The 22,192-nt window shown below is 56.4% G+C and carries 19 protein-coding genes, 3 tRNA genes and 1 rRNA gene; 11 read left to right on the top strand and 12 right to left on the bottom strand.

The genetic code is table 11. From position 1 onward, the window contains the following. Positions 1-3: 3 nt before the first annotated feature. The gene (locus B5E66_RS08325; RefSeq protein WP_087231379.1) at positions 4-1,008 is read left to right on the top strand and encodes a putative ABC transporter permease; all 1,005 of its coding nucleotides are present in this window, start codon (positions 4-6) and stop codon (positions 1,006-1,008) included. 75 nt (positions 1,009-1,083) lie between these two features. Here B5E66_RS08325 and B5E66_RS08320 read toward each other — a convergent pair whose 3' ends face one another. Further along, positions 1,084-1,770, bottom strand: a complete 687-nt coding sequence (locus B5E66_RS08320) for a hypothetical protein (RefSeq protein ID WP_087231376.1) — start codon at positions 1,768-1,770, stop codon at positions 1,084-1,086. A 235-nt stretch (positions 1,771-2,005) separates the two neighbouring features. Here B5E66_RS08320 and B5E66_RS08315 point away from each other — a divergent pair, with 235 nt between their 5' ends. From B5E66_RS08315 to thrS, 4 genes are all read left to right on the top strand, one after another. Further along, the gene (locus B5E66_RS08315) at positions 2,006-2,227 is read left to right on the top strand and encodes a hypothetical protein (protein ID WP_087231373.1); all 222 of its coding nucleotides are present in this window, start codon (positions 2,006-2,008) and stop codon (positions 2,225-2,227) included. 156 nt (positions 2,228-2,383) lie between these two features. Then, positions 2,384-3,022, top strand: a complete 639-nt coding sequence (locus B5E66_RS08310; RefSeq protein WP_087231370.1) for an RpiB/LacA/LacB family sugar-phosphate isomerase — start codon at positions 2,384-2,386, stop codon at positions 3,020-3,022. A 24-nt stretch (positions 3,023-3,046) separates the two neighbouring features. Further along, positions 3,047-3,526: a DUF1622 domain-containing protein gene (locus tag B5E66_RS08305; protein WP_087231367.1), complete on the top strand. Its 480-nt coding sequence runs from the start codon at positions 3,047-3,049 to the stop codon at positions 3,524-3,526. A gap of 849 nt (positions 3,527-4,375) precedes the next feature. Then, positions 4,376-6,163, top strand: coding sequence for a threonine--tRNA ligase (thrS, locus tag B5E66_RS08300; RefSeq protein WP_087231364.1), 1,788 nt, complete (start codon positions 4,376-4,378; stop codon positions 6,161-6,163). Between the two features lie 83 nt (positions 6,164-6,246). Here thrS and B5E66_RS08295 read toward each other — a convergent pair whose 3' ends face one another. From B5E66_RS08295 to B5E66_RS08285, 3 genes are all read right to left on the bottom strand, one after another. Continuing rightward, entirely contained in the window at positions 6,247-7,146 is a 900-nt protein-coding gene (locus B5E66_RS08295; RefSeq protein WP_087231361.1) for a poly(ethylene terephthalate) hydrolase family protein, read from the bottom strand. 117 nt (positions 7,147-7,263) lie between these two features. Beyond that, positions 7,264-7,340: transfer RNA gene (locus B5E66_RS08290), tRNA-Asn, on the bottom strand. A gap of 31 nt (positions 7,341-7,371) precedes the next feature. Continuing rightward, positions 7,372-7,446, bottom strand: a tRNA-Glu gene (locus tag B5E66_RS08285). Positions 7,447-7,637: 191 nt separating this feature from the next. Between B5E66_RS08285 and B5E66_RS08280 the strand changes: the two genes are divergently transcribed. Further along, positions 7,638-8,573, top strand: coding sequence for an AEC family transporter (locus B5E66_RS08280; protein WP_087231359.1), 936 nt, complete (start codon positions 7,638-7,640; stop codon positions 8,571-8,573). A 7-nt stretch (positions 8,574-8,580) separates the two neighbouring features. Here the strand turns inward: B5E66_RS08280 and B5E66_RS08275 are convergent, their stop codons facing one another. Further along, positions 8,581-9,333, bottom strand: coding sequence for an SDR family NAD(P)-dependent oxidoreductase (locus tag B5E66_RS08275; RefSeq protein WP_087231356.1), 753 nt, complete (start codon positions 9,331-9,333; stop codon positions 8,581-8,583). Between the two features lie 502 nt (positions 9,334-9,835). Here B5E66_RS08275 and B5E66_RS08270 point away from each other — a divergent pair. Beyond that, positions 9,836-10,084, top strand: coding sequence for a DUF6061 family protein (locus tag B5E66_RS08270; RefSeq protein ID WP_087231353.1), 249 nt, complete (start codon positions 9,836-9,838; stop codon positions 10,082-10,084). Positions 10,085-10,185: 101 nt separating this feature from the next. Here the strand turns inward: B5E66_RS08270 and B5E66_RS08265 are convergent, their stop codons facing one another. Genes B5E66_RS08265 through B5E66_RS12860 form a run of 5 tightly spaced genes read right to left on the bottom strand, consistent with a single transcriptional unit; the run spans position 10,186 to position 16,245 of the window. Beyond that, positions 10,186-13,623 carry a DEAD/DEAH box helicase gene (locus B5E66_RS08265; RefSeq protein WP_087231350.1) on the bottom strand — a complete coding sequence of 1,146 codons (3,438 nt, stop codon included), beginning with the start codon at positions 13,621-13,623 and terminating at the stop codon, positions 10,186-10,188. Continuing rightward, entirely contained in the window at positions 13,620-14,225 is a 606-nt protein-coding gene (locus B5E66_RS08260) for a hypothetical protein (protein WP_087231347.1), read from the bottom strand. Before B5E66_RS08260 ends, B5E66_RS08265 begins: the two co-directional genes overlap by 4 nt. Positions 14,226-14,227: 2 nt before the next feature. Further along, complete coding sequence (locus B5E66_RS08255; RefSeq protein WP_087231344.1) at positions 14,228-14,785, bottom strand: hypothetical protein; 558 nt, start codon at positions 14,783-14,785, stop codon at positions 14,228-14,230. Beyond that, positions 14,778-15,848, bottom strand: coding sequence for a hypothetical protein (locus tag B5E66_RS08250; protein WP_087231341.1), 1,071 nt, complete (start codon positions 15,846-15,848; stop codon positions 14,778-14,780). Before B5E66_RS08250 ends, B5E66_RS08255 begins: the two co-directional genes overlap by 8 nt. After that, on the bottom strand, positions 15,832-16,245 hold the full coding sequence (locus B5E66_RS12860; protein ID WP_143406950.1) for a hypothetical protein: 414 nt from the start codon (positions 16,243-16,245) through the stop codon (positions 15,832-15,834). Before B5E66_RS12860 ends, B5E66_RS08250 begins: the two co-directional genes overlap by 17 nt. Before the next feature lie 854 nt (positions 16,246-17,099). Between B5E66_RS12860 and B5E66_RS08245 the strand changes: the two genes are divergently transcribed. The 4 genes from B5E66_RS08245 to B5E66_RS08230 all read left to right on the top strand — a co-directional run bounded on the left by B5E66_RS08245 (position 17,100) and on the right by B5E66_RS08230 (position 21,836). Next, positions 17,100-18,422, top strand: coding sequence for a DNA primase family protein (locus tag B5E66_RS08245; RefSeq protein WP_087231337.1), 1,323 nt, complete (start codon positions 17,100-17,102; stop codon positions 18,420-18,422). A 279-nt stretch (positions 18,423-18,701) separates the two neighbouring features. Then, a complete protein-coding gene (locus B5E66_RS08240; RefSeq protein ID WP_242958132.1) occupies positions 18,702-20,033 on the top strand; it encodes a hypothetical protein in 1,332 nt (443 codons plus the stop codon). A 78-nt stretch (positions 20,034-20,111) separates the two neighbouring features. Beyond that, positions 20,112-20,426: a helix-turn-helix domain-containing protein gene (locus B5E66_RS08235; protein WP_087231334.1), complete on the top strand. Its 315-nt coding sequence runs from the start codon at positions 20,112-20,114 to the stop codon at positions 20,424-20,426. A 12-nt stretch (positions 20,427-20,438) separates the two neighbouring features. Continuing rightward, on the top strand, positions 20,439-21,836 hold the full coding sequence (locus B5E66_RS08230; RefSeq protein ID WP_087231331.1) for a site-specific integrase: 1,398 nt from the start codon (positions 20,439-20,441) through the stop codon (positions 21,834-21,836). Between the two features lie 156 nt (positions 21,837-21,992). Here the strand turns inward: B5E66_RS08230 and B5E66_RS08225 are convergent. Together B5E66_RS08225 and rrf are read right to left on the bottom strand one after the other, a co-directional pair. Beyond that, positions 21,993-22,068 (bottom strand) — tRNA-Lys (locus B5E66_RS08225). A 43-nt stretch (positions 22,069-22,111) separates the two neighbouring features. Continuing rightward, positions 22,112-22,192: ribosomal RNA gene (gene rrf, locus B5E66_RS13630) — 5S ribosomal RNA — on the bottom strand; the annotation flags it as partial.

Genomic DNA, 22,192 nt, shown 5'->3' with positions numbered 1-22,192 from the left:
GCCATGCCCTTCACCTTTTATCAGATCGCAGCCTATTTTCTGATCTACTCCTGCCTGGGGTGGTGCGTCGAGGTGGCCTATGCCGCCGTCACCACCGGCAAGCTGGTCAACCGCGGATTTTTGAACGGGCCCGTCTGCCCCATCTACGGCTTCGGGATGCTGGCCCTCCTGTTTTTGCTCCGTCCGGTCCTGGACAACAACCTGCTTCTGTTTGCCGGCGGGATGCTCATCCCCAGCCTCATCGAGCTGGCGGGAGGCTGGGTGCTCTACCGCCTGTACCACACCCGCTGGTGGGACTACACCGACCGGCCCTTCAACCTCGGGGGCTACATCTGCCTGGAGTTCTCCCTGTACTGGGGGCTGGGGGCGGTGTTTGTGATGAAGCTGGTGCACCCCACGGTGGCCGCCCTGGTGGACTTTGTGCCCGTCACCCCGGGGTGGGTCCTCATCGGCGCGCTGTACCTGGTGTACGCCGCGGATCTGGTGGCCACCACCATCGCCGCAGCCGGCCTGGCCGCCGAACTGGAGGCCCTGGAAAAGATCGCCGACGGCATCCACGCCGTCAGCGACGCCATGACCGGGCTGATCGGTTCCACCGCCATGGACGCCGACCAAAAGCTGGACGAGAGCCGGCTGCAGCTCAAGCTGGCGGGGGCCGAACTGCGCACCGCCGGGGCCAGGCTGTCGGTCCATGAGATGCGCCAGATGACCCGGGCCGCTCGCGCCAAGGCGGAGGAGGCCATCCAGGCCGCCCGGATGGCCCTGCCCAGCGGCACCGAACAGCAGCAGCGGCTGGCCCGCCTGGCGGCCGAGCTGGAGGCCCGCGCGGAGGAGATGCAGGCCCAGCTCCAGGCGCAGCTGCAGCGCCGCGGCCCCTTCAGCCCCGGCCGCCTGCTGAACGCCTTCCCGCGGCTGCGCCATGGCAGCCGCCGCCTCTCGCTGGACGCTCTGCGCCGCCAGCTCCAGGGCGGGCGCGGCCCCGGCAGCCGGGAGGACAGGGACAAATGACAAAAACACCGGGCCGCCGGGGGATGACGCCCCGCAGCAGCCCGGTGTTTGTATATGTTTGGGATGGTCCCCGCCTCAGGCGAACTGGGAGGGATACAGCACGAAGTTGACTTCCTGGCCGGCCAGACGGTAGACCAGACGGAAGGTCTGGAGGTTCTCGGTGATCTGACCGATGCAGTCGAGGTAGGATGCGCCCTCGGGGATGTCGGCCCAGGTCTGGTCCTCCCGGGGCTCGCCGGCGGTGCCGGTGTAGCAGACTACGCCGAAATTGCCCCGGCCGTTGAGGTACAGGCCGTTGTTGTAGGCCCACAGCACGGCCGGCGCGTCCACCATCTTGTTGGCGTTGGGATAGGTGGTCCGCACATCGGCATCCTCCTCCGACTCATAGAAGTGGTCGCGGATCACCTCGTCGGTGTAGTTCCGCTCGAACCAGTCGATGTTGTACCGCTTGTTGTACAGCTCGATCTCCTCGCCGGTGTTGTTGTTCACCTCGATGTGCAGATAGACATACCGCTGGTTGTCGTCGATCTTGAGCTGGAAATTCTCCGCCAGGTCCTCGTTGCGGCCCGCGGTGATCTCCCGCGCCTGGGTGATGGCCATGGTGAACGTGCCGCCCTTCTTGTCGGTCCAGGATGCCACTTCGTTCAGGCCATATTCGGTATCAAAGCGGGTGCATCCGCCCAAAAGGCTGCTGGACGCCAGGGCCAGGGCGCCTATGCCGGCGCACCTCATAAAGTTTCTGCGGGAGATCTTGCAAGACATAGGGATGTCCTCCTTCACATTTGATACGCCGCCCCGGCCCCAAAGACGGCTGCGGCAGCATTTTGATCCTGGTTTGATTCTATCACAGGGGGCGGGATGTGTCAATCAAGGCCCAGGATTTTTCATACGTTACGTCCTTTTTTAGACGCCGGTCGGCGGGGCGTTTTTCTGCCCTCATCCCCTTGCGGCGCCGGCCGCAAACCGATATAATAGAGACAGGAAGGAGGCGTTTTGTATGGCATTTTCTTCGCTGCATCTGCCTGCCGGCAGCACGTCCCTGCGGCCGGAGGAGCTGGCCGCCGTCACCGGCGGCTGCTGCCATGGCGGACGCCGCCAGGGCCACGGCCATGGCTGCCGTCCGCCCCAGGCGCCCGACTGCCCGTGGCAGCGCCGCCACATCCAGCTGTGCGCCCTGGGCCTGGACTGCCCCTACTACGCAGACCCGGACCAGCCGTGACCGCATCCGCCGCCGCCCGCCCAAAGGGCGGCGGCCTTTTTGGGAGGTCCATTGACTTTCCGGCCCAAAACCGGTACACTGAGAGATGTATGCAAAAGTTTCAGCTGCGGCCCGCCGTCCGGCCGGACTGCAGGGAGAAAACGGAGGTTCATCCTGATGAAGATCGCGCTTATCAACGAAAACAGCCAGGCCGCCAAGAACGGCATCATCCTGGCCGCCCTCAAAAAGGCGGTGGAGCCCATGGGCCACGAAGTGGTCAACTACGGCATGTACGCCGCCGATGACGCCGCCCAGCTGACCTATGTCCAGAACGGCATCCTGGCCGCCATCCTGCTCAACAGCGGCGCCGCCGATTATGTAGTCACCGGCTGCGGCACCGGCGAGGGCGCCATGCTGGCTCTGAACAGCTTCCCCGGGGTGCTGTGCGGCCATGTGGAGGACCCTGTGGACGCCTACACCTTCGCCCACGTCAACGACGGCAACGCCGTGGCCCTGCCCTTTGCCAAAGGCTTTGGCTGGGGCGGTGAGCTCAACCTGGAGTACATCTTCGAGAAGCTGTTCGGCTTTGGCCACGGCCAGGGCTACCCCAAAGAGCGCCGGGAGCCCGAGCAGCGGAACAAGAAGATCCTGGACGGGGTGCGGGCCCAGACCTTCCGTCCCCTCATCGACTGCCTGAAGAGCCTCGATCAGGATCTGGTCAAGGGCGCCGTGGCCGGCGAGCAGTTCAGCCAGCTGTTCTTCCCCGCCTGCAAGGACCAGGCCCTGGCCGACTACGTCAAGACCCTGCTGGACTAACCCCTTTTGAAAGGAGCCGCCCCCATGCTGCACCTGCTGGAGCAAATGGATATCGGGATGGATACCGCCCTGGCGGTGGCCGTCCCCCTCATCTCGGGCATTGCCGAGCTGATCGGCCTGCTGATCATCGTGGTCAGCCTGCTGCGCACCACCTACCACTACATGCGGGTGGTGCTGTTCCATGATGACTACGACTACCACCTCGAGATGAGCACCGGCCTGATCACCGCCCTGGAATTCCTGATGGCGGCCGAGGTGTCCAAGACCATCCTGCTGCCCAGCCTGGATGCGGTGCTTTTGCTGGTGGCCACCTTCGGTTCCCGCGCCCTGATGAGCATTTTGCTGCGGGTGGAAATGCGGTCGGAACGGGCCGAACGGGCCGAGGCCAAGCGGGACGAGCACCGGGCCGAACAGCGCGCCGTGCGCCAGTCCCGCGCCTTTGTGTGGCCCTGGCAGGACCGGGACGGCGGCCAGAACCAGGACCCCGGCAGCCGCGGGGAGTGATTTTGGCATTTTGACGGACCAGCAGCGGCCTTTTTTGGAAGCGCTGTGGAATCAGACAAAATCTGCCGTCTCTCCTTGACATTTCCTACAAAGCGGGCTATACTGGCATCGTGGAAAGCAAAGGCGCTTACAGACAAGGTCTGTGAGCGCCTTTTTGCTTTCCGCTGCCCATACGCCCCCGTTGGGAGAGGATAGAGGGCTCTCTCAGCGGCAGGCCGCCCTGCCACACGGGCGCGGCGCGCAGGGCATTCTCCTTCTTCTTTTTCTTTCCTTTTACCAGATGCACAAAGCAAAGCAGCCCCTGTCCCCCGCCTTCTCCGGCCTGACAGGGGCTGTTTTGTGTCTCGGCCAAGGCTGCCGCTTGCATTTTTGCCGCAGGTGTGCTACAATCACCACAGGCTGTATCCGAAAACGCCCCTGCTCCGCCCTGTTCTGCCGGGGAAGCAGTGCATCTGCACCTTCCCGGCGTTCGTCCAGCCTTGCGGGCGGCTTCTCCGATACATCCCAGTTTCATCCTGTCAAAGCGCGAGGGGGCGCAGCCCCCTTGGATGCGGACCATCAGGAGCGGATCCTGGACACAGCAGAGAGGGCTGCCGCCGCAGGCGCGGCGTGCTGCAAGCAGCCCGGCGTCCGGCCGCCCCTTACCACCGCGGAGCGCAGAGGCGAACCTCTGCCGGGCGTGCCCGTTACAGCACAGCGAGAGGCGCGGCCCCAGGGCTGCGCAATTCGGGTGGAACCGTGGAGCGGTCCGGCCAAATGTGGATACCGGCGCTTCATCCCGTGTAGGCTGTCTGCGGGATGAAGCGTCTTTTTGTTTATTTTTGAACCCGAGAAGAAAGGAAAACCGCCATGAAGATCATCTACAAAGACGGCACCGTTGCCGAGTGCCCCCAGGACCAGGAACTGCACGTCCTGCGTCACACCGCCGCCCACATCATGGCCCAGGCCATCAAGCGCCTCTATCCCGAGGCTGACTTTGGCTACGGCCCCGCCACCGACAACGGTTTCTACTACGATGTAGACCTGGGTGACAAAAAGCTCTCCGACGAGGATCTGGCTGCCATCGAAAAGGAGATGCGCAAGATCACCAAGGAGAACCTGGCCATCAAGCCCTTCATCCTGCCCCGCCCCCAGGCCATCCAGCTGATGGAGGAGCGCAAGGAGAAGTTCAAGGTGGAGCACATCGGCGACCTGCCCGAGGACGCCGAGATCAGCTTCTTCCAGCAGGGCGAGTACGTTGATATGTGCATCGGACCCCACCTGACCTACACCAAGGGCCTGAAAGCCTTCAAGATCACCCAGCAGTCGGGCGCCTACTGGAAGGGCGACAAGGAAAACCAGATGCTGACCCGCATCAACGGCGTGGCCTTCCGCACCCAGGAAGAGCTGGATGCCTGGGAGAAGCAGCAGGAGGAGGCCCGCGCCCGGGATCACCGCAAGATCGGCAAGGAAATGCAGCTGTTCATGACCGACGACCTGGTGGGCCGCGGCCTGCCCATGTTCCTGCCCAACGGCTATGTGGTCTGGCAGGAGCTGGAAAACTATATCAAGGCCAAAGAGCGTGCCCGCGGCTACCAGCACGTCATGACCCCCTGCGTGGGCACCGTCAACCTCTACAAGACCTCCGGCCACTGGGACCACTACCGGGAGAATATGTTCCCCGCCATGGAGATGGAGGGCGAGAGCTATGTGCTGCGCCCCATGAACTGCCCCCACCACATGATGATCTACGCCAACCGTCCCCACTCCTACCGGCAGCTGCCCATCCGCATCGGCGAGATCGCCCATGACTTCCGTTACGAGGCCAGCGGCACCCTGAAGGGCATCGAGCGCGGCCGCCACTTCTGCCAGAACGACGCCCATCTGTTCGTCACCCCCAGCCAGATCAAGAGCGAGGTAGCCAACGTCTGCGACCTGATCTTTGAGGTGTACCGGGACTTCGGCATCACCGACTATCGCTGCGTGCTCAGCCTGCGGGACCCCAACGACAAGAAGAAATACCACGACGACGACGCCATGTGGGATCACGCCGAGACCGCCCTGCGGGAGGTGCTGACCGAGCTGGGCATCGACTTCACCGAGGAGATCGGCGAGGCCGCTTTCTATGGCCCCAAGCTGGACGTCAACGTCAAGCCCGCTGTGGGCGCCGAGTACACCCTGTCCACCTGCCAGCTGGACTTCTGCCTGCCCGCCAAGTTCCACCTGACCTATGTGGACACCGACGGCACCGAAAAGACCCCCGTGGTGCTGCACCGCGCCATCCTGGGCTCCATCGACCGCTTCATGGCCTACCTGATCGAGGAGACCAAGGGCCGCTTCCCCACCTGGCTGGCCCCCACCCAGGTCAAGGTGCTGCCCGTGTCCGAAAAGACCCTCGACTACGCCAGCGAAGTGACCGACAAGCTGGCCTCTGCCGGCATCCGCGTAGTGCTGGACAGCGACAACGAGAAGATCGGCTACAAGATCCGCCAGGCCCAGCAGGTGGACCGTGTGCCCTATATGCTGGTGCTGGGCGCCAAGGAAGCCGAGGCCGGCAACATCTCGGTCCGCGACCGCAAGGGCGACACCACCGTGATGGAGCTGGACGCCTTCATCCGGCAGGTCTGCGATGAGATCGCCAACCGCACCCACGCCTGATCCCGCCCCACCCATCTGACAACACAACGCCCCGCCGTGCTGTTCCCACAAGACGCACGGCGGGGCGTTTTTCTCGTTTCGGCTCACAGGTCGATCCGCTGGTCCTGGTACAGGGGGTTCGCCAGCAGTTCGGGCGCAGGGCCTGTAAAGGCCGCGGCGGCCCTCTCGTCCCCTTGCAGCTGCCACATGAACCAAGCGGTCACATAGCCGTCGGCGCTGTACAGCATCTCCCCGTGGCCTTCCGCCTTCCGGCGTGCCAGGACCTTGGGGGCGTCGATCCGGTCGTACAGCTGCTGCAGGCCCTCCATCTGGATCACGTCCTTGCTCGCCGACGCCAGGATCAGGACCGGCACCCGGATGCCGGCGGGGTCATAGGGCATGTTGAGGGCCCGGGCTACCTCCACGTCGATGGGCGACAGGCTGACGGCGCATTGGTACAGCTCTTTATGGGGCGTGGCCCCAATGGCGTTGAACACCCCTACGCCCCCCTGTGAGTGGCCGCAGGCCCCCACCCGGTCCAGGTCTGCCTTGTCATAAAAGACGCTGTCGGGGTCTGCGTTCTTTTCCAGCAGCCATGTCAGATCGGCTTCCGCCGAGTCCCCCGCATAGGTGCCGGGGTCATCGCTGCCCAGCACGATGAACCCCCAGGAGGCCAAATGTTCAAACAGACTGGGGTATTTGGAGGCCCCCACCCCCGTGCCGTTGACCATCACCACCACCGGGTAGCGGGACTGGCTCTGGGGCAGCTCGGCGGGATAATACATCACCAGGTCGCCCCACTCCTCCTGCGGAGCGGCAGCGGTGGTACAGGCCACCTCATAGCTGCCCATGGCCAGATACGCAGCTTCCACCGGGCCGCCGGTGGCCACCGATCCGGTATAGTCCTCCGGCACCGAGGGAGCCGCCGCCCAGCCGGCCAGGATCCCCCGGACGGCCGCCAGCAGCAGCAGGACCAGCCCGGCCCTTTTCAGCAATTCCTTCATGTTGCGCTCCTTTCCGCTCTGTTTCTGTACATTCAGAGTACCATATGCCGCCGCAGGATGCAAGAGGCGCAGAGAAAGGCAAAAAGAAAAAGCGATGGACCAAAGTCCATCGCTTTATGGCGCCTCTTGCCTGACTCGAACAGGCGACACCCTGATTAACAGTCAGGTGCTCTAACCGACTGAGCTAAAGAGGCATCTATAAAACGGCGCAAACCGTTTTATACGTGGTGACCCGTACCGGAATCGAACCGATGTTAAAGGCGTGAGAGGCCTCTGTCTTAACCGCTTGACCAACGGGCCTTATTCAGCTGGCGGGAGGCGACTCCCGACTTGGTTATTATAGCGCAGCCGGGGCTTGTTGTCAAGGGTCAATTTTTGATTTTTGTTGTATACAAACTCCTTGCACCGCCCCATCCCCCGGCGTATAATAAAAGCGGGTTCCAGGGCCGCGATCCCGGCCCGCCCAAAACCGAGGGATGTGAGGAAAATCTATGCTTCAGGGAAATCTTGTCTCTATTACAGCGCAGCAGGTGCTGGTCATGTTCCTGCTGATCCTGGTGGGCTACCTGGCCGTCCGGTGCCATATCCTGGATGCCGGGGCACGCCGCAGCTTTTCCAGCCTGCTCGTGAATATCGTGGTGCCCGCCATGATCGTCAACTCCTACATGACCGCCTTTGACCCCGAGATCCTGGCCAACCTGGTGCGCACCGCCCTGGTCAGCCTGGGGGTGCTTGTGGCCGGGCTGGCGGTGGCGCTGGCGTTCACCTGCCGGATGCGCCATCCGGACCGGCCCCTGATCCGCTTTGCCATCACCTTTTCCAACGCGGCCTATATGGGGTTCCCCCTCATCGAGGCCCTGTTCGGGGCCGAGGGGCTTCTGTACGCCAGCATTTTCAACACCTTTTTCAATATCCTGATCTGGACGGCAGGCATGGCCATCCTGGACCCCAAGGCGAGCCAGGGCAATCTCCTGCTGGAACTGGCCAAAAAGCCGGCCCTTCTGGCGGTAGCGGCGGGCCTGGTGCTCTATCTGGGTCAGATCCCGGTCCCCGCCCTGATCGCCCAGCCCATCAGCCTGCTGGGGGCCATGAATACCCCCCTGTCCATGCTGATCACCGGCGCCATCATCGCCACCAGCGACCTGCGCGCGGTCATACGCAGCGGCAGGCTGTGGCTGATCCTCGTTCTGCGGATGGCGGTCATCCCCGCCGTGTCCTTTCTGCTCTGCCTGGCCACCGGCACCGGCGGGATGGTGGGCGCGGTGGTGATCCTGCTGGAGGCCTGCCCCTGCGCTGCCATCACATCGGTGTTTGCGGTGCAGTTCCACTACGACGAGCAGCTGGGCGCCGGCGCGGTGGTTGCGTCCACCCTGCTGTCCATCTTCACCCTGCCCTTGTGCGCCCTGCTGGTCCCGATGATGGGGTAAGGACTTGTCAGGGATTCCGGGCGCGCATGGCCATTTGGGTCATCAGCCGCCCGATGTACAAGGGATGCCGGTAAGAAAAGGCCATCTGCACTGCCTGCAGAGGCGAGTGGCAGATCACAAACCTCCTGGACCAAAAGTGCTTCGCCAGCCCATAGCCCACCTTTTTGGGGTCCGCTTTGAACTCTTTGGGGATGGGCAGACCGCTTGCCGAGGCGGTGTCGGTCAGAGGCGGATGAAACAGATGGAACGAGATGCCGTCGGCGGCATTTTCAATATCCAGGCATTTGGCCAGGGACTCGATGGCGCCCTTGCTGGACGCATAAGGGGAGATCCCTGCAAAGCCGGTGACCCCCACCCCTGAGCTCGTAAAGATGACCCGCCCTTTTTTCTGCCGGCGCATCAAAGGCAGCACCGTCTTGGCCAGCCGGAGCGCCCCATAGAAATTGACGTCCATCACCCGTTGGTAGACATCGTATCCGGTAAGCGGCTCCTCCGCAAAGGTACAGAGGCAGGCATTGTGGACAGCCGCATCGATCGAGCCAAACTGGGCAGCAGCCTGCGCCACCCCAGCCTCGATGCTGGCCAGATCGGCCGCGTCCGCCTGCAGGGTCAGCAGCCTGTCCGGGTATTTCGACCTCAAACGGCTGATCCCGGCTATATCTGTATCCAGCACCGCCACCCCATTGCCTTTCTCCAGCAAACCCTCGGCCAGATAATAGCCGATCCCCTGGTTTGCCCCTACGATCACGATATTGGCCATCTGCTTTTCCCTCCTTTGGGTTTCATTATAGACCCCGGCGGCCAAAAAGGCAAACAAAAAATCCCGTGCGCATACAGCACACGGGATGAGGTCTGGTGCACCTCCAGGGACTCGAACCCTGGGCCCACTGATTAAGAGAAACCAACGTGCAACAATCGTCAATTTCCAGAATTACGCAGATTCGTTCTTTTTATCGCTTTATCGTAAATTTGCGTTTTGCATCTGCTGCATCCTTTGCACCTATTATTCCCTCTTGCATCCGTTATCCAGCCGTTCCGGTGTGCAAAAAGTGTGCAAAAATGTGCAGAGCCAAAATCAGCCTCTTAAAACAGGGATCGGATTTTTATGCAAAACCGGGAAACCGGTCAGGTTCGAGCCCAAAACAGCAGCTGAAATCTTGCCTGTTCAGACCAAGCATCAAATGTACATTCACAACTATGATTCATGGCAGGGATTTGGACAATCGAACAGACATCACCTTAATATAGAAAGAGGTTTCCTTATGAACAAACTGCTTTCCTGCCGCTACAACATGGACACCAACCGGGTGGAAGCCCGGTTCGAGGGTGGCACTACCCTTACCATCGACTGCATCGCCGTGGAGGACGAATACGGCAACACCCCGGCACAACGGGCAGAACTGGACTGGCTGCTGTACAATAAGCCGCCGGAGTACGCACAGCTTGTGCTGGGAGGAGAGATGGAGCACTATCTCTCGCTGGGATGCGACCACGGCAGGCTGGAAGATTAAGTCCCTATAAAGAACACGATGCCCACCGACCTATGGTTTTCGCCACAGCTGGTGGGCATTGTTATCAGGGTTCTCTATGTGCGAACTTTCAGAACCTGATATTAAAGATCGCTGACAGAATGAACAATCCGTCCATAATTCGTTATATACTCCGCAATAGCAGGGAGTGGGCTTTTGCGCAGTGCCCCCTTTGCTTTGGAATATTCCTTGAAATATTTCAGGTTTCCGATAAGGATGAGCTTGTTTTTTGCACGGGAAAGTGCAACATTGATTCTTCGATAATCCGAAAAATACAAGGTAGGACGGTCTGCCCGTGTAGAGCAATAAATCACGATCTCCGCCTCGTCTCCCTGGAAAGCATCGATGGTGTTGATGGCAAGATCCAGTGTTTCCCATTCCTTCTGATGCTTCTCCCACGCATCATGCAAAAGTTGGTTTTGTCGGCGGTACGGCGTGATGACGGCCACCTGATGTCCGGGCAGTTCTTGGCTTATCCGCTTCAGAATCTCCGTTACAAGCTCGATTTCTCTTTTGTTGACGATGCCGCTACTGCCTCCGCGCTCATCTTTCCCTTCGTGGTACTTTGCATCGTGGGAACAGTTGTACATGACCAGATTGCCTGTTCCGAAAAGAGCTGGACGGGATTCGGTTCCTGCACCGTTTTTCAGCTTTCCGTCATAGAACAGCCTGCTGACCAGTGTGCCGATAACAGCGGGCATACGGTACTGGGTTTCCAGCATAGCGCGGTTGGTTTCCGGAGTGCGCTCATACAGCCGCTGAAAGAAGCTGATGTCGAACAGTTCATGTTTCAGCAGCTGGCGATTTTCCAGCTCAATCTTGTCCGGATCAAACAACGCAGGATCAATAACAGGCGGAAGCTGTTTGTGATCGCCGATCAGCACCAGCTTCTTGGCGCGAAGAACAGGAATTAGAATCTCGCCCGGTAGGGCTTTACCAGCCTCGTCTACAATGACCAGATCAAATTTCAACTGTTCCAATCCGACTCGTTTCTTTGCCAGCCCCACACAGGTGGCACCCACCAGAGGACGATTCCGGATAATTAGCTCGCTGATGTTTGAAACGGTCCCGTTCTGCGGGTTTACAAAGTCTGCCCATTTCTGCTGGATGCGCGTATCCTGCGGCCGCTCCTGAATGGAAGCCATATATTCGTCGTAACGCGTTTCCAGAGAGATGTTTTTCATCTCGTCACTTATTTTCTCGTTGCTGCCGCAGCGGATCATATGCGAGGACTCTGTTTCTATCAATCCGGAGAGCGCATTGTCTACCGCTACATTTGCCTGTGATACCACAAGAACACGGGCTTTGGGATGCAGGGAGCGATACTGCTGGATAAGCTCCCGGATAACCGTTGTTTTGCCGGTGCCCGGAGGCCCCTGGATCAGAAAGATATTCTTCTCTTCCAGTGCACCGCACAGCGCTTTGTACTGGGCTTCGTTCTGCCCGATGGATGCGTTGACCAGTGTTTTCACGCGATCGCCGCTGTCTTCCGGAACGATGTTGGCACCGTCCATCATGGCCATCTGCAGCTGAGCATTGGCGATGCGTCCACTGCGCAGATGGATCAGTGCCTGTTTCTGCTTCAGCTCCGGGATGTTTTTCTCCTCTGCATAGAACTGAAGTCTGTCGCTGTTCAGGATCTTCTCAAAATCGCCATTGTAAAGGGATATCTCTGTACAATCTGGTTTGATCTCTGCGCTGCAGGGCTGACCTCTGTCATCTTCAGCAAAGAATTTCAGATCATCCTTTTTTCTTCTGCTGGCGGGAAGTCCCTGCTTCCGCTCCTGATCGTATGCTTCCAACTCGGTCTTCAGCTTTTCCGGGTCATGGACCCGGATGTTTGTGTAAAATCTTTTGGACACTTTTTTACCCGGATCGGTCTCTATGTCCACCTCAAACGCTTCCTGGTTTTTCGGGTGGCCTTTGCGGTGATAGTCGATCAGCTTCTGTGTCACATCTGCCCACTGCTGAAAATACCGTTCGCCTGCCATGGAGAGTTTGTTTTTGCGCTGTACCTGCAGTTCCGAAACGATATCATATAAAAAAAGTGTAAGTTCTTCTAAAAAAAGTTTAAGTTTTTCTTCCTTAGAAAGTGTAGTTTCTTCTTCCTTGACATACTCCGCAAGGTGGCCCAGCCTTTCCTGAAAAACCGGAGTCATGTCAACATCGATGTCCACAAAGAGTTCATCACTGGAAAAACTCTGGTCTTGGTCCATAATCCGCTCAAAGAAGGGGATCAGCATTGGAGACTTGCGGTCAGAAGTGTCTGGCGGCTCAGAATACCCGAGTCTGGCGCACAGAACCAGCGCATCGCCGAACTGGAACTTAAAGCGGGTGCCTTCGGCCAGATGAATCTGGGTTTCCTCCATCGGTCCGACCTTCCATCCATCTTCCATGTCGATCGTCAGATGATTGTCCTCAAGATACTTCCGTAGCTCTGCCCACTGGTCTGCGGTAAAGACAAGTGGAAAATTTTTGAACTGCAGGCTGGCAGTCGCATTCGCAACATACTCGCTCACTGTCACAGGACAGAAATTTTTGTTCCATGAGGAAAGGCCGTATTCCCATCGCACCGGATAGACCTGCAACTCTGCCCGGACAGGGGGATAGTTTGGCTTTGCACACAGGTTGCTTGGAAGGAACAGCTCCAGCTTTTTCTCATAGCACAAAATGCTGCCCTTCCTATTGTTTTCCCTGACGTTTTCTTTTACAAGTGCCGTGACCCCCATCCGGGTGTCACGCAGTGCTTCTGCCATGAAACGGCCTTTGACAAGAGAAACAGAGTAGACATGCTGCTCGAAGTTGAATCCATCCACCATGAAAGGTGCGCGCTGACCATCTGTCTTTTCCCATCCGAATTCACTTGGGTCGCACTGATATGTAACGGAAATGCTCGGAATGCTGGTATCTGTCCATCTGTTGTTTTTGTCAAACTGGTCCAGTGAGAGCCAGATCATCTTTCCCTGATAGGGAAAATTTTGGGGGATGCACATTTCGAACGGAGCCAGATCTTCAAGGGTCTCATCGTCCTGCGTCCCCAGAAGGCGGTTCATGATCTTCTGATATTTTTTCAGATAGATCCCATATCCGTCACACCGCGCTTTTGCCTCCTGCAGCTGGTTCAGCAGACGTTCCAGACTGTTGCTGCGCATCAGTGTGACGGTTGATGTCTTCAGCGCCGTCCGGACTTTTTTGATGGTGTCCACCAGTTCCTGCTTCAGCAGGTCCTGCTCTTCGATCCGCGATGCGACCGCCCGGCGCAGATAGATCTGCCATTCCTGCAGCTGCGCATTATAGTGTATCTGGTATGTCTGTCCTTCTCTGCGTGTTGCATCCTGAATTGCCTGCAGATCAGCTTGTGCGGAACTTTTAGCTGCCTGGAATTGTTGATATTTCTGTCGGATCGCGTCCTGTTTCTGGCGCTCTTCCTCCGTTAATTCTCCAAAGATAAAGGAAGCTACACGCGCTGTAAGATAGATGCCCGCAACAACAAGGGAGCCGACGGCCGCTTCTGTCATCATTTGCGCTTCTCCAAAATAGCCTTGACGATTTCGACACCTCGGGCATCAGACTGGTTCATCAGATCAGCTTCAGCGGCAGAAAGGCTCCCGTCCTTCAGTTTCTGGTGATAGATCTCGCTTGTTTTGAGATGATCGTCCACAACGGCCTTTATGTTGGCATTGTCCTGGCAGGTCTGGGTGAAATCGATTTCTTTCTGGCGCATAGCTTCCTGATGCTTCGTATCAATATCGTGCATGTTTTTTACATGTTCCTGATCGTTTTTGCTTTTTTCGTTTTTGGCCCGTTCCAGTACAGCATCGGCTTTTTTGATTTCAGCCTGTGCTTTTGTCGCCTCAGCTCTTGCTTTTTCCAGATCGCCTTCCGCCGAGCGGATGTTTTTATAGGCACTGCCCAGATGGTTTGCGGCAGACCCGATGTTGTTCACGGCCTGACTCGCCGCCAGGATCTTCTGCGTGCCCTCCTTTTTGAGTTCGACTGCCCGTTTGTTGTCGGACTCATATCGTTTTGTCTTGTTGTCCTGACCATTTTTTGCAAGCTCGGTCAAATCATCTACCATCTTAGATACTGCCTGCACTGCTGTTTTCAAATCGAATCCGTCCATGATCATTTACCTCCTGTTTCATAAGCTATCAGTTGCGTGAAATGCCGCAGAATATCCTGCTGCACCTGCTGCAGTTTCAGGATCTCAGTCTGATTCCTGTTGACCATTTCTTCAGTGGCAGACAATTGTTCAATTCGCTGCTGTATGATTTTCGTGGTCTGATCCAAATTATCTGCCATTTGATGTCCTATTGTACGGACTATGGCACGGTCATCCATGCTTTGTTCCATTTTATGCCTTTGTTCTTCACAGCTTTCTTTCAGTTCCGCCAGCCTTGTTTCCCATGTTTCCTGCTGTTCATAACGGGCGCGCTGGGCAGCATTCTGTTTTTTCTGAGCTTCCGCTTTTTCGTACTGTTGCTGGGCCTGTTCATAGACTTCTGCGCTTTTTTCCAACTCGGCCGTTGTTTTTCGTGCTGCGGCATATTCCAACGCATCGACTGCTGTATCAAAGCATCGGAAAGCGGCCTCGATTGCGTTCTGTTCCGTACTTTGCCGGCTGAGATGAATGGCATCACTGCACAGATCCGCAATGAGATTAAACATCTTCTTTTTATTCATCGGTAGATTCCCTCTCTGCGGGACACAATTCGGAAAACTGGAATTTCACCGGACAGGCGTGCGCTCTGTCAGTTTTGCTCTCCTCATATCGCCAGTCGCCGCCTTCATGGTATTGCGGGTGAACGTTTACCGTTGACAAAAGGTGTTTCGCTTTTGCCCGGTCCTGAAGAACGATATTTTCCGGGATGGTACGCCAGATCATTTCGCCAATATGCTCATCGACATAGATGTTGATGGGCGCACAGGCCTTTTCAGACTTATAAGCTTCCAGGATCTTCCGCGCATTTTCTGACAGAATTGTTCCTCCTGCCAGACAACGCTGTTCTTCAAACACCTGCAGATTTTCCATAGTCTCCAGCACGGTACGATATTCGTCCAGCGCCACAGCATATTTTTTGTACTGGAACTGGGCGATAGGGACTGCAAACTGGACACATGCGTTTTTCTCTTCCTTCACAGGGGCAGCCAGATCATAGGGCGGTGTTTTGTATACACGATAGCGAATCTCTTTTTCCAGGTTGAGCGTTGTGTAAAGAGACCCCATGTATTGATCATCGAGCAGCCGCTTTTCCCGCAGCACAGCCTTTACAAGCTCCAGCGAGTCCCCATAGTTATCGTTGTGGAGGAACACCTCCGTTGCCTTTTTCGGCAGCTGGAGCGCATTGTCCGGCAGCTCGGATCTGCGCAGCGTTTCGATCTGGTCCGGAGAGATCAGCTCGAGTTTTCCTTCGTACATTTCCACACAGCACGGAAAACCATTGTCTTCGCTTCCGAGTTTTTCCATGCAGCGGATCAGTTCAAAATACTCCCGGCCCGTAGACGTCAGTTTCCACTTGTCCTCATATTCGGGCTCCGCGAATTTCCAGCGTTCAAGCGCTTCCAATGCCTCATCCACGACCAGCTCGTCCAACTGCACAGTCGCTTTTATCTGTGACTCCGGATAGCCGTTTCCGATGGACCAGATTACAAATTGCGTAAATGCGCCGATCTCATCCAGCATGGTGGAGTGACACAGGACCTTTCCGACTTTTACCGGGACATAGACATTAATCCTTTTGTCCATTTTCGTCCTCGTCGTTGATCGTCAACACGAAATCCTGCATCGGGTCATCATTGAAATTCGGTTTTTTGAATGTCGGCTTTTTATTGGGCGCCTTTGCCTGTGGTGCAGGCTCTGCCTGTTTTTGTGCAGCAACGGGCACTATCGCAGTACTTTGCGGTTCAGTCTCCGGTGCTTTGGCCGGGGCAGGGCTGTCGCTCGGGGCAGTAGGTGGAGCCTTGGCAGAAGTTTCTGCACTCTGAGGATCAGACCCGGATGCAGACTTGGCTGTCCCTGCAGATTTGGCTGTTTCTGAAGTTGAAGATTTTGCTGAGTCATTGTTCGAAAGACTTGCACCTATCACACTGACTGCTCCGATGATGACAGCGCCGACGGCTCCTATAAGTAATTTTGGGATCATGGCTTATTCCTCCGCCTTAAGAAAACACAAATGATTTTCTTTCATTATAATCTTTTTGGACAGTTCTTACAATATTTATATTCATTTCCAGCTTTCTTTTTCAGAATGAATTTCTTTTGATATTAGGCACATCATCTCCTCTTTGGAAAATGAATAAGTCTCACTATCACTGCTTTACTGCAATAAAATTTGCAAAACCATCTTGACACACTCTATTTGCTCGTCAAGAGGGCTGGCACCGCCCAGCCCTCTCTCTTTTTGCCAAAGTTTTCCGCGTGTTTTCTTGCACTCTGCCAAAAGTGACGTGTTTTTGAAAATTTTTGTTGACATGACCCGGATTTTGTGGTAATCTATCCCAACAATTTATATTTACATATTTTACTTATTCGCTCAGTACCTGCGGGGCTGGGCAGCTCCCCTTTTTGACTTTTCAAGTCGCTACATAACCGACTGGCAAGACCTTCCGAAAAAGCGAAGGCATGACCGGTCTGTTTTGTGGCGACTTTTTTGTTGCCGTTCCAGCCTCGCACTTTGAAAACCGCATGACCGTCTGCATGGGATACCCGGCGATGATCCTGAGAAGGAGAGCCGGAAAACGCCGCCGGAAGGGGGCAGGAAATCCATGCAGGGAGAACGGCAGAACGCAAATTCCTCAGTTGCTGTAGGAAAATGTGGTCAAATTGACCACATTTTCCAGCCGTGACGCAGAAGAAATCAATGTGATCAAAATGATCACATTGATTGACCGTAGCACAAGCAAAAGGACGTTTATCCACCTGTTGCAGCAGAGAAAATCCATGTGGCCAAATTGACCACATGGAAAAGCCGCAGCACCAGAGAAAGGACGTGTGCCTATGGGAAACAACTTTACCCCTGCATGGATCAAAAAAGGCTTTTTCAACGAATCCCTGTTTTGTGATGATTTTCTGAGTACCCACCAGCTGCTTTACTCGAATGGTGCATTTTTCACCCCGGAAGGCAGGGTCACGGACACCATGAACCTGCGCTGTGAAATTTTCGATATGCTGCGAGACCATATCGGCGCAAATATCGCAAAACGGGTCAGCAATGTCGTAGATGTTCTGAAACTGGCGGCACAGGTGGAGGACTTCCCGCCCGTCACCGACCGCATTGCGCTGGCAAACGGCACCCTGTATCTGGACGGTACCTTTCAGGAAGGTAAGCCGGAGATTGTGCGCAACCGTCTGCCCGTCAAGTATGACCCGAAAGCCGCCCAGCCCGTCCACTGGCTGCGGTTCCTGTCCGACCTGCTCTACCCGGAGGACATTCCCACAGTGCAGGAGTTCATCGGCTATTGCCTGATTCCCAGCAATAAGGGGCAGCGCATGATGGTCATCAAGGGCAGCGGCGGCGAGGGCAAATCGCAGATCGGCGTGGTGCTGTCCCGGCTGTTCGGCTGTAACATGAAGGATGGCAGCATCGGCAAGATCTCGGAGAATCGCTTTGCCCGCGCAGACCTTGAACACACCCTGCTCTGCGTGGACGATGATATGCGGATGGAAGCCCTGCGTCAGACCAACTACGTCAAATCCATCGTGACCGCGCAGGGGCAGATGGACTTGGAACGCAAGGGCAAACAGAGCTATCAGGGCTGGATGTACGCCCGTCTGCTGGCGTTCAGCAACGGCGATCTGCAGGCTCTGTATGACCGCTCGGACGGTTTCTACCGCCGCCAACTCATTCTGACCACCAAGGACAAGCCCCTGTCCCGTGTGGACGACCCGGACATTGCCGAGAAGATGGCTGCAGAGGTTGATGGCATCCTGCTATGGGCATTTGAGGGCTTACAGCGGCTGGTGAAAAATGGCTTCCAGTTCACCGAGAGCGACCGTGCCCAGCGAAACCGGGAACTGGTGAAGCGGGACAACAACAATGTGTTCGATTTCCTCGAATCCGAGGGCTACATCCGCCTGAAGGCGGATGCCTGCACCAGCTCGAAAGAGCTGTATGAGGTCTACAAAATGTGGTGCGAGGAGAACAGCCTGAACGCCATCAAGTCCCGTGGATTCAGCGATGCGCTGATCGCCAACCGGCGCAGGTACAATCTGGAACACACCAACAACATTATCAATTCTTCCGGGCGGCGTGTCCGGGGCTTTGTGGGCATCGAAGCCCTTGTGCAGCCTGACCTTACGCCAAACGGCTGGCGGGCATGACCCCCATAAAAGGAGAATTTGGGTGTTTTGCTGCGTACGTGCGTACGCGGCAGTTGCTCTTTCTCCGTACGCACGTACGCAGCGATTGACCGAAAACGCACTTTATAGGGGTGTTTCTGGCATACTGTCAATTTGACAGCTTGCCAAATCAGGTGTTCAAAATGACCAACTGAAAAAGCCGGACGAGCTGGTGGGCAGGGATTCGCAAATCTTTGACCTCCAGCTTGCCCGGTGCAGGAGTGCAGAGGGTGCAGCCCTTTGCCCCAGTGATATGATGCTTTGCGTCACATCCTACTGGGTATTATCTGGCGCACCGCAGGCGGCAGATTCAGCAGCAAAGCTGCTGCGCACCCCACCAAGACGTTGAAATGGAGGAATGTCTATCTGAAACTGACACGACACAACGGACGAGCCGGAACCAACGGCGCCTATAACCCCAAACACAACGACCGGAGTTTCAACCTTGCCAACAGCGAGCACATCGACCCGGAACGAGCCAAGGGCAACATCTACTGGGACTGCTTCCACGGATTTCGCTCTGCCATCGCTCCACAAGATCCAGACGATCTGGCAGCGACCTTCTCGGATGTGGAACGGCAATTCTACGAGACCCACTATTCGGAGTTCATCGAAAGGCAGAATGAGCGCAATACCAAAATCCGGCACGCCGAACGAAACCGCAGCATTCCCGACCTACTGTCCAGCCGCAAGACCTGCCCGGAAGAAACCATCTATCAGCTGGGAACTCTGGATGAACACGCTTCCGCAGAGGACTTGCTGAATATCGTCACGGAGTTCATCGAGGAGTTCAAGGCAAGGTTCGGAGACCATGTTCATGTTTTGGACTGGGCATTGCATCTGGATGAGAGTACGCCGCATATCCACGAACGTCATGTGTTCGACTGCGAGAACAAGTACGGCGAGGTGGCTCCCCAGCAGGAAAAGGCGCTGGAAGCGTTGGGTTTTGAACTGCCTGACCCGGGCAAGCCCCTCAGCCGCCGCAACAACCGCAAAATCGCCTTTGATGCCGCCTGCCGGAAGATGCTGTTTGAGATCGCCAAGCGGCACGGGCTGGAATTGGAGGAAGAAGCGGAGTACGGCAATCGAAAGTATCTGGAAAAGCAGGACTTCATTCTTGCCAAGCAGAAGGAGCAGCTTGCCGCCCAGCAGAACAGGCTGGACGAATTGACCGTGAAAGTTTCGGAGATGGAGGCCCTGCTGGAAGATGTTTCGGCTGCGGCCTATGACAAGGCGGTGGAGGTCGTGACGGACGTGGTTCGCAGTGAGACCCGGAAGGAGGATATGCGGATGATCGAGGACACGAAGAAGTGGTTGTTGTCCCCGGAACGCAAGGCTCCCAAGGCCACACGAGAGTACACCGCAAAACATCTGGATAGCGTGCTGGACAAGTTCCTCAAGACCATGCAGACTACCGCTGCCCGCTTGCAGGAAAAGCTCCTGAAACCGGAAGCCCGGCAGAAAGGCAAGGAGCAGGTCAAGGAGAAAGCACGGGATTCGGTTCTGCAACTGCTGAACCGCCTGCAGGCAGAGCAGGGGCAAAACAAACCAACGGCACAACCCCGCAAACAGGAGGGGCATTCGGAAATCTGAACTCATCGGGAACGTTTGGGGCAGAAAGCTGGCACTTTCTGCCCCGGCACCCGGTTACAAGGAATTGGAGGTCTGCCTATGAATATGAATCGGCCTGACATGACCGAAACTGTGAAATCCGAAAATTATACGAATAAGTTCTTGCAAAAGGACTCGAACCCGGTTACAATGAAAGCGTCTAAATCCCCTGCCATTGAATCTTCTGACCAGACCAAAGCAGCCAAGCACGAACCTCTTGTTTACCGGGTGGAGGAAATCGCCCAGCTTTTGGCGATTTCTCCTCGCGCTGCGTACAACCTGTGCAACACCACGAAGGATTTTCGGGTGCTGCGCATCGGCACCAGTATCCGGGTAAACAAGCAGAGCTTTGACAACTGGTTTGCGGCGGTCTGAGGGAGGTAATCTATGGCATCTATTATGAAGCGCGGAGATTCCTACTCCGTCCGTTACAAGTACAAAGACCATTCCGGCAAACCCTGCGAGGGATGGGAAAGTTTCAAGACCAGGAAGGAGGCGCAGGAGCGAAAGATCACGGTCGAGAAAGAACTGCTGGACGGCACGTTCCTCGTCCCCGACACCATGACGGTGGAGGAAATGCTGTACAAGTGGATACCAATTCAGTCCACAAAGCACAAGTGGTCCCCCAAGACCTACACTCAGTCCGTAGCGATGGTGCAGAACCTTATCGTGCCGTATATCGGGAAACGGAAGGTACAGGAGCTGCGCACCTACGACATTGAGAAGTTCTATGCCACCCTTGCCAAGACCCCCTGCGGGCAATATGTGCACGGTGTGAAGCAGGACCTGTCCAAGAAGCAGAAGAAGCGGCTACTGTCCAGCACCTCTATTCACGAAGTCCACACCCTGCTGAAAACCGCCTTTTCCTATGCGGTGGAATGGGACTTGATCCACAAGATTCCCCTGCCCCGTGATGCCCCCAAGGTCAATATCGAGGAACGCACCATCTGGGACGAGAAAACCATGCTGGCAGCCTTGCAGACCATCGAAAACCCCGCCCTGCATCTGGCGGTGCACATGAGCATGGTCCTTTCGCTCCGTGAGGGCGAAATTCTCGGCTTGCAGCCGAGTGATCTGAATTTCGATGCCGCCGATGGGCGTGGCACCATCTCAGTCAGCAAGACCATGCAGCGAGCCAACAAGGACGCTTTGGAAAAGCTCGACCCCAATCAGGTCTACCACACCTTCCCGGACAGGCGTGAGGGCAGCAAGTCCTCTCTCATCCTGAAAAAGCCTAAGACCAAGAAGTCCAACCGTGTCCTGTATATGACCAAACCTCTGAAAGAGGAACTTCAAGCATGGCTTGAAAAGCTCAAACAGGACGAGCAGAACGCTCCGGAGAAGTACAGCAACTGCGGTCAGCTGTTTCGTCTCCCGGACGGCCTGCCCATCGCGCCGGAGTTGCTGACAAAATGGTACCGCCTGTGGAGAGCCGAGCATCCAGAGTTTGAACAGATCGTGTTCCACGGTCTGCGGCACTCCAGTGCCACCTACCAGCTTTTGCAGTCTGACGGTGACTTCAAGTCGGTGCAGGGCAACACAGGTCATGCAACGGCATCTGTCCTGATGGACACCTACGCCCACACGCAGGACAAGCCCCGGTTGGAGCTGACCGAGAAGATCGAAGCGAACTTCTATTCCCAAGACCTGACCCCGGCAGCACCTCAGCCCCGGCAAAACGAAAAGCCGGCGGCAACAAAAATCTCCGGTAAGGAGATCCTTGAAGCCATCCGGCTGATGGACGCAGACGAACGCAGAGAATTGACGAGAGCCTTGTTCGCCTAACTTCTTTTCTTTTTATGCAAAGGAAAGCAGGCTGTGCAAACCTTGCGCAGAAAAGCCCCCGATTCGGGCAAATGTGCAAACGGTGTGCAGAAAGTGTGCAGCCGCTTTCCTACATAAAGAAAGAACGCCAAATCTTGCGATTTGACGTTCAATATCTGGTGCACCTCCAGGGACTCGAACCCTGGGCCCACTGATTAAGAGTCAGTTGCTCTACCAACTGAGCTAGAGGTGCATAACCCATCAGGATACGGTTTCAATATCCTGATGGTGAGAGAAGCCGGCATCTACCTATTTTCACAGGCCGTGTCCAGCCAACTATCTTCGGCACAAGTGAGCTTAACTTCTGTGTTCGGAAT

Origin of the sequence: Faecalibacterium sp. An121, assembly GCF_002160915.1 — a bacterium.
Lineage (GTDB): Bacteria > Bacillota > Clostridia > Oscillospirales > Ruminococcaceae > Faecalibacterium > Faecalibacterium avium.
This window is presented reverse-complemented; position numbering and strand designations above follow the sequence as displayed.